The 14,542-nt window shown below is 62.2% G+C and carries 14 protein-coding genes; 6 read left to right on the top strand and 8 right to left on the bottom strand.

Annotated features, from left to right (window positions below):
• The 5 genes from K6M89_RS02700 to K6M89_RS02720 all read right to left on the bottom strand — a co-directional run.
• Nucleotides 1-769, bottom strand: a 769-nt coding sequence (locus K6M89_RS02700) for an ABC transporter substrate-binding protein (protein ID WP_222138373.1), incomplete at its 3' end; no start/stop codon positions are given.
• A gap of 189 nt (nt 770-958) precedes the next feature.
• Entirely contained in the window at nt 959-2,479 is a 1,521-nt protein-coding gene (locus K6M89_RS02705) for an aldehyde dehydrogenase family protein (RefSeq protein ID WP_222138374.1), read from the bottom strand.
• On the bottom strand, nt 2,479-3,258 hold the full coding sequence (locus tag K6M89_RS02710; RefSeq protein WP_222138375.1) for an enoyl-CoA hydratase/isomerase family protein: 780 nt from the start codon (nt 3,256-3,258) through the stop codon (nt 2,479-2,481). Before K6M89_RS02710 ends, K6M89_RS02705 begins: the two co-directional genes overlap by 1 nt.
• The gene (locus K6M89_RS02715) at nt 3,251-4,864 is read right to left on the bottom strand and encodes an acyl CoA:acetate/3-ketoacid CoA transferase (RefSeq protein ID WP_222138703.1); all 1,614 of its coding nucleotides are present in this window, start codon (nt 4,862-4,864) and stop codon (nt 3,251-3,253) included. Before K6M89_RS02715 ends, K6M89_RS02710 begins: the two co-directional genes overlap by 8 nt.
• A gap of 9 nt (nt 4,865-4,873) precedes the next feature.
• A complete protein-coding gene (locus K6M89_RS02720; RefSeq protein ID WP_222138376.1) occupies nt 4,874-5,944 on the bottom strand; it encodes a LacI family DNA-binding transcriptional regulator in 1,071 nt (356 codons plus the stop codon).
• A 288-nt stretch (nt 5,945-6,232) separates the two neighbouring features.
• Between K6M89_RS02720 and K6M89_RS02725 the strand changes: the two genes are divergently transcribed.
• The 3 genes from K6M89_RS02725 to K6M89_RS02735 all read left to right on the top strand — a co-directional run bounded on the left by K6M89_RS02725 (nt 6,233) and on the right by K6M89_RS02735 (nt 9,006).
• Complete coding sequence (locus K6M89_RS02725) at nt 6,233-6,637, top strand: Imm6 family immunity protein (protein WP_222138704.1); 405 nt, start codon at nt 6,233-6,235, stop codon at nt 6,635-6,637.
• Between the two features lie 102 nt (nt 6,638-6,739).
• Entirely contained in the window at nt 6,740-8,290 is a 1,551-nt protein-coding gene (locus K6M89_RS02730; protein WP_222138377.1) for a sensor histidine kinase, read from the top strand.
• Nucleotides 8,291-8,382: 92 nt separating this feature from the next.
• On the top strand, nt 8,383-9,006 hold the full coding sequence (locus tag K6M89_RS02735) for a carboxymuconolactone decarboxylase family protein (RefSeq protein ID WP_222138378.1): 624 nt from the start codon (nt 8,383-8,385) through the stop codon (nt 9,004-9,006).
• A gap of 12 nt (nt 9,007-9,018) precedes the next feature.
• Here the strand turns inward: K6M89_RS02735 and K6M89_RS02740 are convergent, their stop codons facing one another.
• Entirely contained in the window at nt 9,019-9,993 is a 975-nt protein-coding gene (locus K6M89_RS02740) for an alpha/beta hydrolase (protein WP_222138705.1), read from the bottom strand.
• Between the two features lie 295 nt (nt 9,994-10,288).
• On the opposite strand from K6M89_RS02740, the gene K6M89_RS02745 reads away from it, so the two are divergent.
• Nucleotides 10,289-10,852 (top strand): nucleoside 2-deoxyribosyltransferase, encoded by a 564-nt coding sequence (locus tag K6M89_RS02745; RefSeq protein WP_097584729.1) that lies wholly within the window; start codon nt 10,289-10,291, stop codon nt 10,850-10,852.
• Between the two features lie 13 nt (nt 10,853-10,865).
• Here K6M89_RS02745 and K6M89_RS02750 read toward each other — a convergent pair whose 3' ends face one another.
• The gene (locus K6M89_RS02750; protein WP_222138379.1) at nt 10,866-11,753 is read right to left on the bottom strand and encodes a LysR family transcriptional regulator; all 888 of its coding nucleotides are present in this window, start codon (nt 11,751-11,753) and stop codon (nt 10,866-10,868) included.
• Nucleotides 11,754-11,883: 130 nt separating this feature from the next.
• Between K6M89_RS02750 and K6M89_RS02755 the strand changes: the two genes are divergently transcribed.
• Nucleotides 11,884-12,735, top strand: coding sequence for an oxidoreductase (locus tag K6M89_RS02755; protein ID WP_222138380.1), 852 nt, complete (start codon nt 11,884-11,886; stop codon nt 12,733-12,735).
• Between the two features lie 98 nt (nt 12,736-12,833).
• Here the strand turns inward: K6M89_RS02755 and K6M89_RS02760 are convergent, their stop codons facing one another.
• Entirely contained in the window at nt 12,834-13,772 is a 939-nt protein-coding gene (locus tag K6M89_RS02760) for an alpha/beta fold hydrolase (RefSeq protein WP_222138381.1), read from the bottom strand.
• Nucleotides 13,773-14,230: 458 nt separating this feature from the next.
• On the opposite strand from K6M89_RS02760, the gene K6M89_RS02765 reads away from it, so the two are divergent.
• Nucleotides 14,231-14,542: a DUF1883 domain-containing protein gene (locus K6M89_RS02765; protein WP_222138382.1), complete on the top strand. Its 312-nt coding sequence runs from the start codon at nt 14,231-14,233 to the stop codon at nt 14,540-14,542.

Raw genomic sequence — 14,542 nt, forward strand, 5'->3', positions numbered from 1 at the left:
CCATGGCGGTCGCCAGATTCCAGTCGCGGCCGGAGAAGTTCGGATCGACGTATTGGATGATCTTCGCCAGGTTGTCGAAGGACTTCTTCATCGTCTCGGACTTCAGCGACTCCTCGTCGAGATCGTTGAAGGCTTTCTTGTAGAATTCCGGGCCGCCGGTCGACAGCACGATGGAATCGAACATCGTCGCTTCCTGCCAGTTCTGACCGCCGAGCGCCAAGGGGATGACACCGGCAGCCTTCGCCTTGTCGAGCAGCGCGATCAGGTCGTCGAAGCTCTTCGGCTCAGTGCCGCCGATCTTGTCCATCACCGCCTTGTTGATCCACAGCCAGTTGACCGAGTGGACGTTGACGGGGGCTGCGACCCATTTGCCGTCATAGACGGAGAACTTCTGCAGCGCCGCCGGCACCGACTTGTCCCAGCCTTCCTTCTTGGCCGTCTCCGTCAGGTCGCCCATGACGCCGGCCTCGGCATAATCGAGCACGGTGTAACCCAGCATCTGCGAGGCGGTCGGATAAGTGCCGGCCGCCACCATTGCCTTCAGCGCCGTCATCGCCGCATCACCGCCGCCACCGGCAACCGGCACGTCCTTCCAGGCAAATCCTTCCTTCGACAGATCCTCCTTCAACACGTTCAAGGCCGCTGCCTCGCCGCCGGATGTCCACCAGTGCAGCATCTGCACTTCCTTGACGTCGGCGGCGCGGGCCGCGACATGCGCGCCGGCCAGAGCCAATGCGATCACGGCCGTCGTGGTCAAAAACCTATTCATCGAAGAACCTCCCAGTTCCTTCTTGAAAGATGCGGGACCATTCCCGCATCAATTACCCGCCCTCCCCGGGCGTAGTGCCTTTGCCGTTTACAGCGCCGCCCGCCTTTCAGGCGCGCAAAGGACGCTGTAACACTTTGAATCGACGCATCGTGCTTTCCGAAAATCGGTTCCGATTTTCGGGCCGATGCGTCAGACCAGCTTTTCCGTCTGCGGCATCCACCAGCCGGTGCGCTTGCCGATATGCATGTTGAGCGTCTTGGTCTCGGTATAGTCTTCGACCGCATGGCGGCCGAGCTCACGGCCGAGACCGCTCTGCTTGTAGCCGCCGAAGGGCAGTTCCGAGGCGCCGTCCATGAAGGTGTTCATCCACACCGTGCCCGCCCTCACCGACCGGCCGATCGTCAGGCAGGTGTCGAAATCGCGGCTCCACACACCGGCCGACAGGCCGTAGTCGATCGAATTCGCGATCCTGATCGCTTCGGCTGTTGTTTCGAAAGTCAGAACCGACAGAACAGGACCGAAGACTTCCTCACGGGCCACCGCCATATCGGGCGTGACCGCTTCGAGGATCGTCGGCGACATGAACTGCCCCATGCCGAGGTCGAGCGTCTCGCCGCCATGGGCGACGCGGGCGCCGCTGCTCCTGGCACCGCTGACATAGCCTGAGATCTTCTCCAGATGCTGCGGCGTGATGATCGCGCCGACCTGCGTCGAGGGATCAAGGGGATCGCCGACCTTCACGCCCTTTGCCAGTTCGACGACGCGTCTGACGACGTCGGAGGCGATCGACTTATGCAGGATCAGCCGCGAGCCGGCATTGCAGCACTCGCCGGCATTGAAATAGGCGCCGAAGACCGCGGCATCGACGAAGGCGTCGAGGTCGGCATCGGGGAAAACGATTTGCGGGTTCTTGCCGCCGAGTTCCAGCGAGACCTTCTTCAGCGTCTGCGCCGCATTCGACATCGTCAGTTTTCCGACACCGGTCGAGCCGGTGAAAGAAACCATGTCGACATCAGGGTGGGAGGTCATGACCGCACCGACCTCAGGTCCCGTGCCGGTGACAATGTTGACGACGCCATCCGGAACGCCCGCCTCCTGCAGGATTTCGCCCAAGACGAGCGTCGATCCGGATGTCAGCTCCGAGGGCTTGACGACGGTGGTGCAGCCTGCGGCGAGCGCGAAGGGCAGCTTCTGGCCGACGATCAGGAACGGAAAGTTCCACGGCGTGATGATCGAGACAACGCCGATCGCCTCGCGCAGAACGACGCCGAGCGTGCCGTCGCCGAGTGTGTTGTAGCTTTCACCATGGAGATCGCGTGCGAGAGCCGCCGCATAACGCCAGATGTCGACCGAGCCGGCAATTTCTCCCCGCACCTGGGTGATCGGCTTACCCGCCTCGATGGCGTCGAGAAACGCCAGTTCTTCCGCCCGCGCGGCGATCAGATCGGCCGCCTTAAGCAGGATGGCGGACCGTTCGGACGCGGTCATGCGCGGCCACGGCCCCTCGTCGAAGGCCTTGCGCGCGGCAGCGATGGCGCGCTCGGCGTCGGTCCTGCTGCCGGCTGGAAAGCGACTGACCACGACACCATGGCTTGGCGCGACGCGCTCGATTGGATCGAAGGCGCCGGCTTCCCATTTGCCGTCGATCAGCATCTTGAAATCGCGTGCCTTGTGGTCGCTGAGCGCAGTCGGGTTGACGAGGACCGTCATTACCATTCTCCCTTGAACGTTGCCGGGCGCTTCTCGCTGAATGATGCGACGCCCTCTTTCAGATCGCCGGTTTTCGCCGCGAGGATCGAGCCCAGAGCTTCGACCGCGGTTCCGTTGTCTTCGCCGTTCGCCGATGCGATCATCAACTTGGCGATCTCGAGGGCCGCCGGTCCCCGCGCCGCAATCCGCCCGGCATATTGCCTGGCAGCGGCGACCGAGTTTCCTTTCGGAACCACCGCGTCGACGATACCGAGCAGGCGGGCTTCCTCGGCGGTGAAGATCTCGCCGCCCAGCGCCATGCGACGGACGGCCTGCGCACCGAACCTGCGCACGAGACGCTGGGTGCCGGACCAGCCCGGCACCATTCCGAGGCCGGTCTCCGGCAGGCCGATCTTGATGTGTTCCTCGGCGATGCGAATATCGGCAACGCCCGCCAGTTCGAGCCCGCCCCCAAGGGCGTGGCCGTTCAGCGCCGCGACCAGCGGCACCCGGAGCGTCGCCAATCTTTCGAAGATACGGTGACCGTGCCGAACCCAGGCATGGCCGAACTCCTGCGGCAGCATTCCGCCCCAGGCTTTGATATCGCCTCCGGCGGAAAAACCCTTTCCTTCACCCGTCAGAACGGCAGCGCGCACATCCGGGTTCGCCTCCACCGCATCGGCCGCCTCGGCCAAGGCTTTCAGCATATCGAGATCGAGCGCGTTCAACTTCTCCGGACGTGAAATCGTCAAGGTCGCGACATGTCCGTCGATATCGATCCTGACTGTTCCGCTAGCCATGGATGGCGCCCTCCAGTGTCCGTGCCCGTTTGGCAGGAAGCGACAAGCCGATGCCTGCTTCGCGGAAGAGTGCCGCATCCATGACCTTCAGGTCGGGCGCGACCATCAGCGGAAATTCGGACTGATCGAGGATCTGAGACTGAAGATCGACGCCGGGCGCGATCTCGGTGAGGACGATGCCTTCAGGCGTCAGCTTCATCACGCACCGCTCGGTGACATAGATGATATCCTGCCCCTGCTCGATCGCCCGCCTGCCGCTGAAGGTGACGTGTTCGACCTCGTTGACCAGCTTCTTCAGCTTGCCCTCCCTCTCGATGACCAGAGCCCCATCGGCGATCGACAGCTTCGCCCCGGCGTTGAACATGCCGGAGAAGACGATCTTCTTCGCCCGCGCCGTGATGTCGACGAAGCCGCCGGCGCCGGCCGTCACATGCGGCCGGAAGGAAAGCTTGGAGACGTTGACCGACCCGTCCTTGCCGATCTCGAGGAAGGACAGCAGCGACGCGTCGAAGCCCGCGCCCTGGAAATAGGTGAACTGATAGGGAGACGGCATGTAGGCGTCGGCATTGGAGGCGCAGCCGAAGGCGAAGTCGAGCAGCGGCACCCCACCGACCGCGCCTTGCTCGATGACCCAGGTGACGGCGCCGTGGAGCCCTTCTTCCAGCAAAATGCGCGGCACGTTGGCCGAGATGCCGAAGCCGAGATTGACGCAGCTTCCCGCCTGCAGTTCCTGGGCGACGCGGCGCGCGATGACCTTCTGAACATTGAATTCCGGAACGCTGAAGCTATCGAGCGGGCGGAAGATCTCACCTGATATCGCCGGATCGTACAACGTCTGTGTCGTCTGCTTCTGATCCGGATCGACGACGATATAGTCGACCAGCATTCCCGGCACCCGGACGTCATGCGGCTTCAGCGAGCCTTCCTTGGTGATCCGCTTGACCTGGGCGATGACGATGCCGCCATTGTTGCGGGCGGCAAGCGCCTGATCGAGGCCGCCGAGATAGGCGCCTTCATGTTCGTATGTCAGGTTGCCGCGCTCATCGGCGGTGGTGGCACGGATGATGGCGACCTGAGGGACGATCGAGGGGAAGAACAGCCAGTCGTCGCCCTCGAAGCTGACGCGCTTGACCACCCGTTGTTCCGAAGCCAGCTCGTTCATCGCACAGCCCTGACGCCGAGGATCGACGAAGGTGTCGACGCCGACCTTGGTCAGAACGCCCGGCCGCTTGGCGGCGGCTTCGCGATGGATGTCGAACAGGATGCCGGAGGGAATGTTATAGGCCGGGATCTCGTTGTTGGTGATCATCTGCCAGATCAGCGGCGGCTCGGACGATGACGGCCCGGATGGATAGGAGCCGCCGATGATGCACTTGAGAAGGCCCTTCCTGGCGATGTAATCGACGCCCTTGATGCCGCTCATATCGCCGGCGGCGATCGGATGAAGGGTCGTGATTCCCAGGGGATGGCCGGTCGTCTCGAAACGCTCGCCAATCGCCTTCAGCATGAGGTCCGGGCAACCGAGACCGCTCGAAGACGATACCGTGACGACGGCGCCATCCGGGATGAGCGCGGCCGCTTCGGCTGGGGTGAGATGCTTCTTCATGGGCATTACTCAGCGTCCTGTTTCGATTTTACGCTCTTGCCGGCCCATTGCCGGCGCGGTCTTGCCGGCGCCGCAGCTCTCGCGAACGACCAGCCGAACGGCTGTCGTCACCGTCTCGGCCTCGGCCTTGCCGGCATTGATCTGCTTGAGCAGCATTTGCGCGCCGCGGCGCCCGATGCCCTGCGGGTCGACCGAGACCGTCGTCAGCGCCGGAACCGCCGCCTGAGCCTCGATGACGTCGTCGAATCCCACCACGGCGAAGTCGGCGCCGGGCTCCAGACGGCGCGCGCGCAATCCGTCGCAAACACCGAAGGCCACGGCATCGTTGAAGCAGACGGCTGCGGTCGGCCGACGGCCGAGCGCGATCGCCTTTCCGATCGCCTCCACCCCGCCGGCCCGCGACGGCGCCGACGAGATGACGAGTTCTTCGTGATAATCGAGCCCGGCCGCCTCCAAGCCATTTCGGTAACCGGCAAGCCTATCGTCGAAGACGGCGGTGTCGGGAAAGCCGCCGAGAAAGGCGATGCGCTTGTGACCGAGCCCGGCCAGATGCTTGACAGCGGAGACCATGCCGGCCCGGTTGTCGGAGACGATGGACGAGACTTTGGCGCCGGGCAGGTTTCGAACGACGACCACGACAGGAATTCCGGCCGCAACGAGCGGCTTGAAGTCGGCGGCATCGGTGGCGCGGGCCGGCGAGACGATGAGGCCGGAAATACCGTGCTCACGCATCGATGCGACAACCTCACGCTGCCTGTCGATGCTCTCGCCGGTGTTCGACAAGAACTGCACGAAGCCGGCCGACTGGACGACCATATCGACGCCAACCGCCAGCTCCGCAAAGAAGCTGTTCGTCAGGTCGTTCACAACCACTCCGATGATCCGCGATTTGGCACCGGCCTGGCGAAGATTGGCTGCGCCGCGATTATAGACGTAGCCGAGATCGCGCATCACGGCATTGACCTTGGCGCGCGTCGCCTCGTTGACCAGGGATGAACCCTGCAGCACCAGCGACACCGTCGACTTGGAGACGCCGGCGGCCTTCGCGATGTCAATGACGGTTACCCGCGCCTTTGTCATTTCCCTCTCCGACCACGACCTCGACCGATAGGATAAATATTTGGAACGTTCCAATTATGTCAAGAAAAATTAGAGGTTCGCTATAAAATTATTTATTTCTATCGGAAATTCAGCTTTATTCGCCACAGACATCTCGGCTCACAAATTGGAACGTTCTAAATTCCAGTCGCGATTGGCAGGCACCTATGGACATCTCCGGCCGGTAAGGTGGTGGAAGATTCGGGGCTCCTCCCCTATGCTGTCGAGACAATCAATGTGACCGTGATCAGCGGAGGAGAGCACCAAGACATGACATTGCGCGCCGAACTAACCGCTCTGCCGCCACGCGAACAAGCCCGGCGCCTGACAGCCGTCGCCGCTTCCCTGGTGGCGCAAATCAGGCGCACCGAACCCCACGCGCCGGAAGCCGAGGCCGCGTTGGCGGCAATCCGCGCCTGGGGCGATGGCGAAGGCCTGACCGGCCGATCCGTCTCCGATCTTGTCTACAGCGACGATGAGCGCGGGACGCTCCGCCGGCTCTCCGAGGCGGCCGGAAAGCCCAGCGAAGGCGGCTGGAATGCGATCACGACGGCAGTCATGTACGTCGCCTGGCTTGCTTATCAAGAGACCGGCGCGCCGATGCCGAGCGACGTCAATGAGGTGGGAGAGGACAGCCTCGATCTTCTTGAGGAACAACTGGCCAAACTCGGCTGAGTTTCCGTCGAGGAGCTCCCATCGACGGACATTAGCGAAACTTTATTGTTTCTGACGAATGCTACGGATGCGCGCAACGCGCCAGATCTGAAGCAGGGCCGAATGATGCCGCATTCGTTCGAATCCATTCTGGAAAACCTGCCGCAGGGCATCGTTCTGCTTGATTCTGCCAATAGGGTCACGGCCTTCAATTCCCGCGCGCTGGAAATTCTCGGCCTTCCGGAGGGCGCCCTCCGGAAGGGAATGGATATCGACGGATTGCCGGGTACCTTGGACTGTCGTGCAGCGGCGTGTTCGCGTTCGCCGACCGGCAAGCCGCACGCCTCGCAGTTTGCATTGCCCGACGGGCGGATGATCTCGCTGACTTGCGCGCCCTCGAGAGAGGGAAGCTGGATCCTGAGCTACGAAGACATCTCGACGCTCGTTCGCGTCGAAGACAGCCTGGCCGAGCAACATCACCGGTTCGACGCAGCCCTGAGCAACATGCCGCATGGGCTGTGCATGTTCGATTCGACGAAGAAGCTGATATTGTGCAACGCATCCTACGCGCGGATGTACAATCTGCCGGATCGACTGACACAACCGGGAACGCCGCTCGCAGATATCCTGGCCTATCGGGCCCAGGAGGGAAATGGGCCGGCCGACACCGCCACCTATTTCGACGTCGTCTTCGAAGCGACGGCACTCGGTACGCCGGCCAGCCAGAACATCGCGCTCACCGACGGCCGCATCGTGAAGATCACCCACAATCCGATGCAGAACGGTGGATATGTGGCGACCCATGAGGACGTCACCAAGACCATGCGGCTCGCCGAAGAGCTGCGCCGCCACCATGATCAGCTCGAAGTTACGGTGCGCAATCGCACGGCTGAGGTCGAGCGGCAGGCGCGTGAGCTGGAGCGAATGCTTGCGCAGGAACGAAACATCAACGAATTGCAGCGGCAGTTCGTGGCGATGGCATCGCATGAGTTCCGCACCCCACTCGCAATCATCGACGCTGCCGCCCAGCGGCTGCTGCGAAAGGGAGGCGCGGTCGAGCCCGGTTTCCTCAGCGAGAAGGTCGATCAGATCCGCGCATCGGTACACCGGATCGTCGATCTCATGGAGAGTATCCTGTCGGCAGGACGCCTCGATACCGGCACGATCGATATCAGTTACGGCGCCTGCGCGCTCAGATCATTGATCCGAAGCTGCTGCGAGCGGCAGTCGTCGATCTCGAAGACGCACAGCTTCGTGCTTGACGTAGACGGGCTGCCTGAGTTCATCGATGCCGATCCCCGCAGCTTGACCCAGGTCTTCACCAATCTGCTCTCCAATGCCGTTAAATACGCGCCTGGAACTTCCGAAATTCGCATTGCGGCATGGGAGGAGACCGGCAACGTCAAGGTTTCGGTCAGCGACGACGGGGTGGGGATCGATGCCGAAGACGTGCCCCGGCTGTTTCAGCGCTATTTCCGCGCCCGCACTTCGACCGGGATTGCCGGAACCGGTATCGGCCTCAACCTGGTGAAGCAGATCGTCGAGCTGCACCAGGGCTCGATAGAGGTGCAAAGCGCAAGAGGGTGTGGATCGACGTTCACCGTCACTCTTCCGATCAAGAGACATGGCGACATTCCGGCGAACAATGATTGCGCGATCACTCAGGCCTCTTAAGCAGGGCTGACGGCTCGCGCTCGAACTGACGGCGCAGGATTGCTGTCCGGCATATCTACCCTATCCTTCTCGCAATAGAGGAGGACCATGCCATGGCTTTCATTCACACCCCCAATGCATCCGCCAGCGAGAAGACGACGTCGATGTATGCGTCGGCCGAGGCGAATTATGGTTATCTGCCGAACATGTATCGTGCCTTCGGCCACAGGCCGGAGGTGATGGAGTGCTGGGCGGCGCTGCTTTCGAGCATTCGCGGTCATATGAGCCTCAGGCGCTATGAACTAGTGACGCTGGCGGCGGCCAAGGAGCTGAAATCCTCTTATTGCATGCTGGCGCACGGCTCCGTGCTGCTGCGCGAGGGGTTTACCAGCGACGGGCTGACGGCTGTCGTCAACGAGACCGAAAAGGCGCCGATCGATGCCGGCGAACGGGCGATCATGGCCTTCGCCGCCAAGGTGGCGCGCGACGCGACGTCGGTGACGCAGCAGGACATAGACGGGCTGAAGAAACACGGGCTGAGCGATGCCGAGGTCTTCGACGTCACGGCCGCGGCCGCGGCCCGGTGCTTCTTCTCGAAAATGCTGGATGCGCTGGGTGCCGCACCCGACCACGCCTATATGGAACGGCTGGAGCCGAATGTGCGCAAGGCGCTCAGCGTCGGCCGGGAGGTCGAGAGGCCTCTTGCGCCTTCCCCATCGCGCGGCACATCGCAATGAGGGCGTAGCCCCCTACTCCTGCGGTTTGTCGGCAAAATGCCGGATCGCAAACTCGGCGATATTCTGGCTCGACCGATCGGCATCGTCGAGCAGCGAAGGAAACAACTGCCACTGATGCGGCATCCCCGGCCAGACCTCGGTGGTGACGTCGACGCCCGCCTGGCGCGCCTTGTCGGCGAGCCGCAGCGTATCATCAAGCAGGACTTCACCGGAACCGACCTGCAGCAGCAGCGGCGGAAAGCCCGTCAGGTCGGCATAAAGCGGCGATGCCTGGGGATCGGTCGGAGACTTTCGGCCGAGATAGGCCTTGCGCAAAGTCTCGATCCAGTCTTTGCCGACCAGCGGATCGCTTTCGGCATTCGATGTCATCGATCCGCCCGTCGCGGCAAGATCGGTGATGGGGCTGAGCGCAATGACGGCCGCCGGCAGCGCCTTTCCGGCCTGTATTTGCCGCAGCACCGTCTCGAGCGCGATATTGCCGCCGGCACTGTCGCCTGCCACCACGACATTATCGTTGCGATAGCCGTTGTCGAGAAGCCAGCGGTAGGCCGTCAGCGCATCGTTGATCTGCGCGGGATAGGTATATTCGGGCGTCAGCCGATAATCGATTAGAAGAACATCGCTGGACGCGGCCTTGGCGAGCGAGCCGGCAAGCAGGCTGTGCGTGCGGATGGAGCCGCCGGAAAAGCCGCCGCCATGAATATAGAGGATCACCCTCTCACCGATCGGGTGATGAAGCCGGGCCGGCCACATCAACTCGGCATCGACGCCATCAGCATCGACCTGCCGGACCTGGATGCGCGTCGGTCCCGGCATCGTCTGCATCAGCCGCTCGAACGCTGTCCGCCGCTGCTGCAGGCTGTCGGCGCCGGCAAAATGCTCCTTCCAGAGATCGAGGAGTTTTTCGACTTGCACGCGCGAGCCCTCGCTTTGCGGCCCGATCTCCTGTCCCGGCGCTGCCGACACCGATAGCAGCAGCGCCGCGATGGCCGGAAACAGATATCCGAGCCGCTTGGACGCTCTTCGATTTGGCAAAGTCCCACCCTTCATCAACCTCTCCCGATGCTGGCGATGCGGTATCTTTGGCCGCTTCGCCCACCGGAGTCAAAAGGGTGTGGGCATGAACCTCGCCGCTTTGTCATGCGCCCGCTTTAACCGATGGCCGAAAAGAAAAAACGATAATCCGTGCCGGCGCAGCTTGCCAATTGCCGCGCTTCCGTCGGAAATAGGCTGCCCTGCCCCAACCCCGGCGCTTCGGCTCGCGCTGGCATGAAGGATACCGATGACCACGATTTATCTTGCCGGCCCGGAAGTCTTTCTTCCCGATGCCATGCCCATCATGGCCGAAAAACGCCGATTGGCGCGCCAGTTCGGTTTCGAACCGACCGGTCCCGGCAGCGACGAAAACCAGACGCCGGTGAAGCGAACGGCCGCAGAGATCTACGCACGCAACGACGACGCCATGCGCCGGGCCGATATCTGCCTTGCCAACATCACGCCGTTTCGAGGCGTCAGCGCCGACCCGGGCACGGTCTACGAAATCGGTTTCATGATCGCGCTCGGAAAATCGGTCTTCGCCTATACCAACCACCCCGACGACTATGGCCTGCGTGTTCGTTCGATCTGGTATGCGGGGCTGGAGATCGATGTCGCGAGCGGACGCCCGCGCGGACCTGATGGCATCGCGATCGAAAATCACGGCATGGCCGATAACCTGATGATCGACGGGGGCATCGAGGCAACGGGAGGCAAGGTATTCCGAGCGGCAGAGCTGCCGGAGGATCCCGCCCGCGACCTGACGATTTATTTTGAGGCGCTTCAGACGATCGCCAGCATGCGCGGATAGGAATTGAGCGTCCCTACTCCGCCCTGATCGCGTCGATGACCGCCCTGAAGCCCGCTGACATGTGGCGGCGGCTCGGATAGTAGAGATAGAGCGATTCCTCCGGCTGGCACCAGTCGTCGAGCACCTGGATCAGCTCGCCGCCGGCAACAGCTTTTTCGACACGGGGCTCCCAGATATAGGCAAGACCGACGCCGCCGAGCGCTGCCTGCATCATCAGTTCGTGATCGTCGAGCGACAACGATCCGGTCGGCTGAAAGCTCATCGTCTGGCCGTCCTTCTCGAATTCCCAGGCATAACGCGCACCTGATGGAAACATGTTCTGGATGCAGAGATGGCGCTTGAGCTCGTGGGGCGTCGCCGGCTTCGGCCGGGTCTCGAAATAGGCGGGCGAACCGACCACGACCAGGCGGATCCGGGGCTTGATGCGTAGCGCGATCATGCCCTCGGTGACGCGCTCGCCGAAACGGATGCCGGCATCGAAACCCTCCTCGACGATATCGACCAGCCTGTCGGTCGCGTTGATCTCCAGCTGCAAATTCGGATTGCGCTGGAGCAACGGGGCAATGATGCGGCCGATGACGAAGGGACCGATCGAATTCGGCACGTTGATCCTCACCTTGCCGAAGGGCGTGTCGCGATAACGGTTCAACGCATCGAGCGCCGCCGCCATTTCCCCGAAGGCCGGATCGAGATGGGAGATCAGGAGTTCGCCGGCTTCGGTCAACGAAACGCTGCGTGTCGTGCGGTTGAGGAGACGGATGCCGATCCGGTCCTCGAGATTGAGCACGGCATGGCTGACGGCAGAGGCAGTGACGCCCCGCTCCTCACCCGCCTTGCGGAAGCTCTTGTGCCGCGCCACCGCCGCGAAGGCCGCAAGTTCGGAGAGTTCGGTCGCGCGCATTGCTGAATTTCACTCATCATAGTTTCAAGAATAGCAAATCTTATACATCAGCAAATTTTCGGTCAAATTCATCCCGTCAGCACAGAGATGCGACGCCCCATACAGTCGAACAATCCAAGAGGAATCCGTCATGAAAATCTGGTTCATCACTGGTGCATCCCGTGGCTTCGGCGCGCTGATGACCAAGGAAGCGCTGGCAGCCGGCGATGGCGTCATCGCCACCGCCCGCGATCCAAAGACGGTGACCGAGCAGTTCGGTGATCATCCGAACCTCATTGCCGTCGCCCTCGACGTTACCAATGAGGCGCAGGCGAAAGAGGCTGCGGCTGCCGGCATCGCCCGCTTCGGCCGCATCGATGTTCTCGCCAACAATGCCGGCTACGGGCTGCTCGGCGCCGTCGAGGAAGCCACGGCCGAAGAGATCGAAAGGCTCTATGCCACGAACGTCTTTGGTCTCCTGAAGGTGACACGCGCCGTACTGCCCTATATGCGCCGCCAGCGCTCCGGCCATGTCCTGAACTTCTCCTCGGTCGGCGGTTATTTCGGCTATCCCGGCTGGGGTGTCTACGGCTCGACGAAATTCGCCGTCGAGGGGCTGTCGGAATCGATGGCGGCCGAACTCGAACCCTTCGGCATCAAGGTGACGATCATCGAACCCGGCTTCTTCCGGACGGACTTCCTTTCCGACAGGTCGCTGGCGGTCAGTCCGGCCTCCATTGCCGACTACGAAGGCACGCCGGCGGGCAACATGCGCAATTTCGCCGCCGACGCCAACCATGCGCAGCCCGGCAATCCTGCGAAGCTCGCTGCCGGCATCATGACGATGGTCAACTCGGCCAACCCGCCGCTGCGCATGCCGTTCGGCAGCGATACGGTGGCTATGATCGAGGCGCAGCATGCGAGCGTCGAAAAGGAACTGGCCGCCTGGCGGGAGCTCGCCCTTTCTACGGATTTTCCCAGCGACGCAATAAGCGCAGCCTGAAGAGAGACATGGGGGCCGCCGCCATATTTCCGGTCTCGGAAGTGTGGCGGCGGTGCTGTTATGACGGCGGGAAAGACGGCGGGGGCGGCCGCCCTCCTTTACTTTCCGACCTGCTCGGCCCAGTTCGGCGCCTTGCCGCCGCCGTCGAGGAAGGTCATCGCCACGGTCGCCACGAGGGGCGAGGCGAAGGTCTCGTAGTGGGTTAGATCGGGCAGGATCGCCAGCCGGTTCTTCGACATGTTCTCCCGCGTCCAGCCCGCGTCGCGCAGACCGCCGCCAAGCTTGTGATAGAAGTCGATCATGTGCCCTGGGCGTATCATGTCAGCATCGCCGTAGATCAGCATGACAGGCATGGTGAGCTTGGCGACAGCATCGCTATAATCGATGGGTTTGCGCATCAACGCCCCCATGGCGTCGAGCAGCTTCGGAAATTCGGAAACGTCGGGCGCCACCGCCTTGTAGGAGAGGAACATCGGCGTGTCCTTCATCATCTCGGCCATACCGGCGCCGACGGCCGCCTGCTGCGGCAACATCTCCGGGAAGAAGCCGTTCTGAGCATAGGGCGCCGAGAGGATCACCAGCCGGCGGACGCGGTCGGGCGCATTCGCTGCCATATTCAGCGCCACCCCGCCTCCGAAGGAATAGCCGAAGACGTCGACCTTGTCGTAGCCGAGCTGCTTCACCAGGATCGCGAGATCGGCGCCAATATCCGGAAGCTCGATCGGGCGATTGCCGAGCGGCGTGCGACCATGGCCCTGGAGATCGACGGCGATCACCTGCCGGTGATCGGTGAAAACAGGCATGACAGGCGTAAACATCTCGATCTGCCCGAGGCCGCCGTGCAGCAGCAGCAGCGGTTCGCCCTCGCCGCGGATCTCATAATAATAATCGATGCCGTTAACCGGCACGCTTCCCTTCCTGATGATCGGTGCTGCTGCCTTGTCCTCGATAGAAGGCGCGCCGGCGCCCGCCATATAGGGCGCGGCCAGGAAGGCGGCCGCGGTTGCGATCATCGATATCAGCCTCGTCTTCGACATGTTCCTTGCTCCATGTTTGCATCGATACCGCAAGGACGGCAGTGGCGATCATTTTCCGACACTCTGTTTCGAAATTTCTGCCCAACCGCCTTTATGCCATTTCTATATTTTCGCCCCTCGCCCCGAATGGATTTCCTATCGCGGCCGGCAGTAGACTCTCGCCATCACTGCAAAGGTCAAATGCCATGCGAAATATCTCCGCCTTCCACCCTCTCCGCCCACGCAGGACAAGGCGCGGCGGCCGGCAGATGCGTGAAAAGCGCACCGCCTGGGTGCTGATCGTCTTCAGCGTTCTGCTCGCCTGTGTCGAAGTTTACATCGTCTACGCCGCGCTCTGAGCCTTTCCACGCGCGGTTCCGCCGGCAAAACGCAGACTGGCCGAACGGTCGATCCCAACTTTTCTTTAACCGGCTTGCTGGTAAAATCTCGGCGCAGAGACTTCAGACAGCACGAGACCGATGCCGAAACCGAATTTCCGCTTCACCCATTACGATCTCAGGGAACAACGCGCCGGAACGATCGTCGAGGTGTCGTTGAATGCGGTGAACAATGTGCGGCTGATGACGGCGCCGAATTTCCAGCGCTTCACCGAGGTTCTCGATTTCAAATATGTCGGCGGCGTGGCGCGCAAATCGCCGGTCAAGCTCGCCGTTCCGGAAAGCGGCCACTGGCATGTCGTCGTCGACATGGAAGGTCATCACGGGCTGGCGGAATCCGCCGTCAAGGTGATCGCCGCGCCAGCCAATCAGAAGATGCCGCGCCCTTCGTGA

The sequence above is a fragment of the Rhizobium croatiense genome (genome assembly GCF_019793465.1).
Taxonomy (GTDB): domain Bacteria; phylum Pseudomonadota; class Alphaproteobacteria; order Rhizobiales; family Rhizobiaceae; genus Rhizobium; species Rhizobium croatiense.

Bases quoted from the DNA above. Each gene is read 5' to 3' on its own strand.
- K6M89_RS02705 (WP_222138374.1), bottom strand. From the start codon at position 2,479: ATGACGGTCCTCGTCAACCCGACTGCGCTCAGCGACCACAAGGCACGC.
- K6M89_RS02710 (WP_222138375.1), bottom strand. From the start codon at position 3,258: ATGGCTAGCGGAACAGTCAGGATCGATATCGACGGACATGTCGCGACC.
- K6M89_RS02715 (WP_222138703.1), bottom strand. From the start codon at position 4,864: ATGAAGAAGCATCTCACCCCAGCCGAAGCGGCCGCGCTCATCCCGGAT.
- K6M89_RS02720 (WP_222138376.1), bottom strand. From the start codon at position 5,944: ATGACAAAGGCGCGGGTAACCGTCATTGACATCGCGAAGGCCGCCGGC.
- K6M89_RS02725 (WP_222138704.1), top strand. From the start codon at position 6,233: ATGACATTGCGCGCCGAACTAACCGCTCTGCCGCCACGCGAACAAGCC.
- K6M89_RS02730 (WP_222138377.1), top strand. From the start codon at position 6,740: ATGATGCCGCATTCGTTCGAATCCATTCTGGAAAACCTGCCGCAGGGC.
- K6M89_RS02735 (WP_222138378.1), top strand. From the start codon at position 8,383: ATGGCTTTCATTCACACCCCCAATGCATCCGCCAGCGAGAAGACGACG.
- K6M89_RS02745 (WP_097584729.1), top strand. From the start codon at position 10,289: ATGACCACGATTTATCTTGCCGGCCCGGAAGTCTTTCTTCCCGATGCC.
- K6M89_RS02750 (WP_222138379.1), bottom strand. From the start codon at position 11,753: ATGCGCGCGACCGAACTCTCCGAACTTGCGGCCTTCGCGGCGGTGGCG.
- K6M89_RS02755 (WP_222138380.1), top strand. From the start codon at position 11,884: ATGAAAATCTGGTTCATCACTGGTGCATCCCGTGGCTTCGGCGCGCTG.
- K6M89_RS02760 (WP_222138381.1), bottom strand. From the start codon at position 13,772: ATGTCGAAGACGAGGCTGATATCGATGATCGCAACCGCGGCCGCCTTC.
- K6M89_RS02765 (WP_222138382.1), top strand. From the start codon at position 14,231: ATGCCGAAACCGAATTTCCGCTTCACCCATTACGATCTCAGGGAACAA.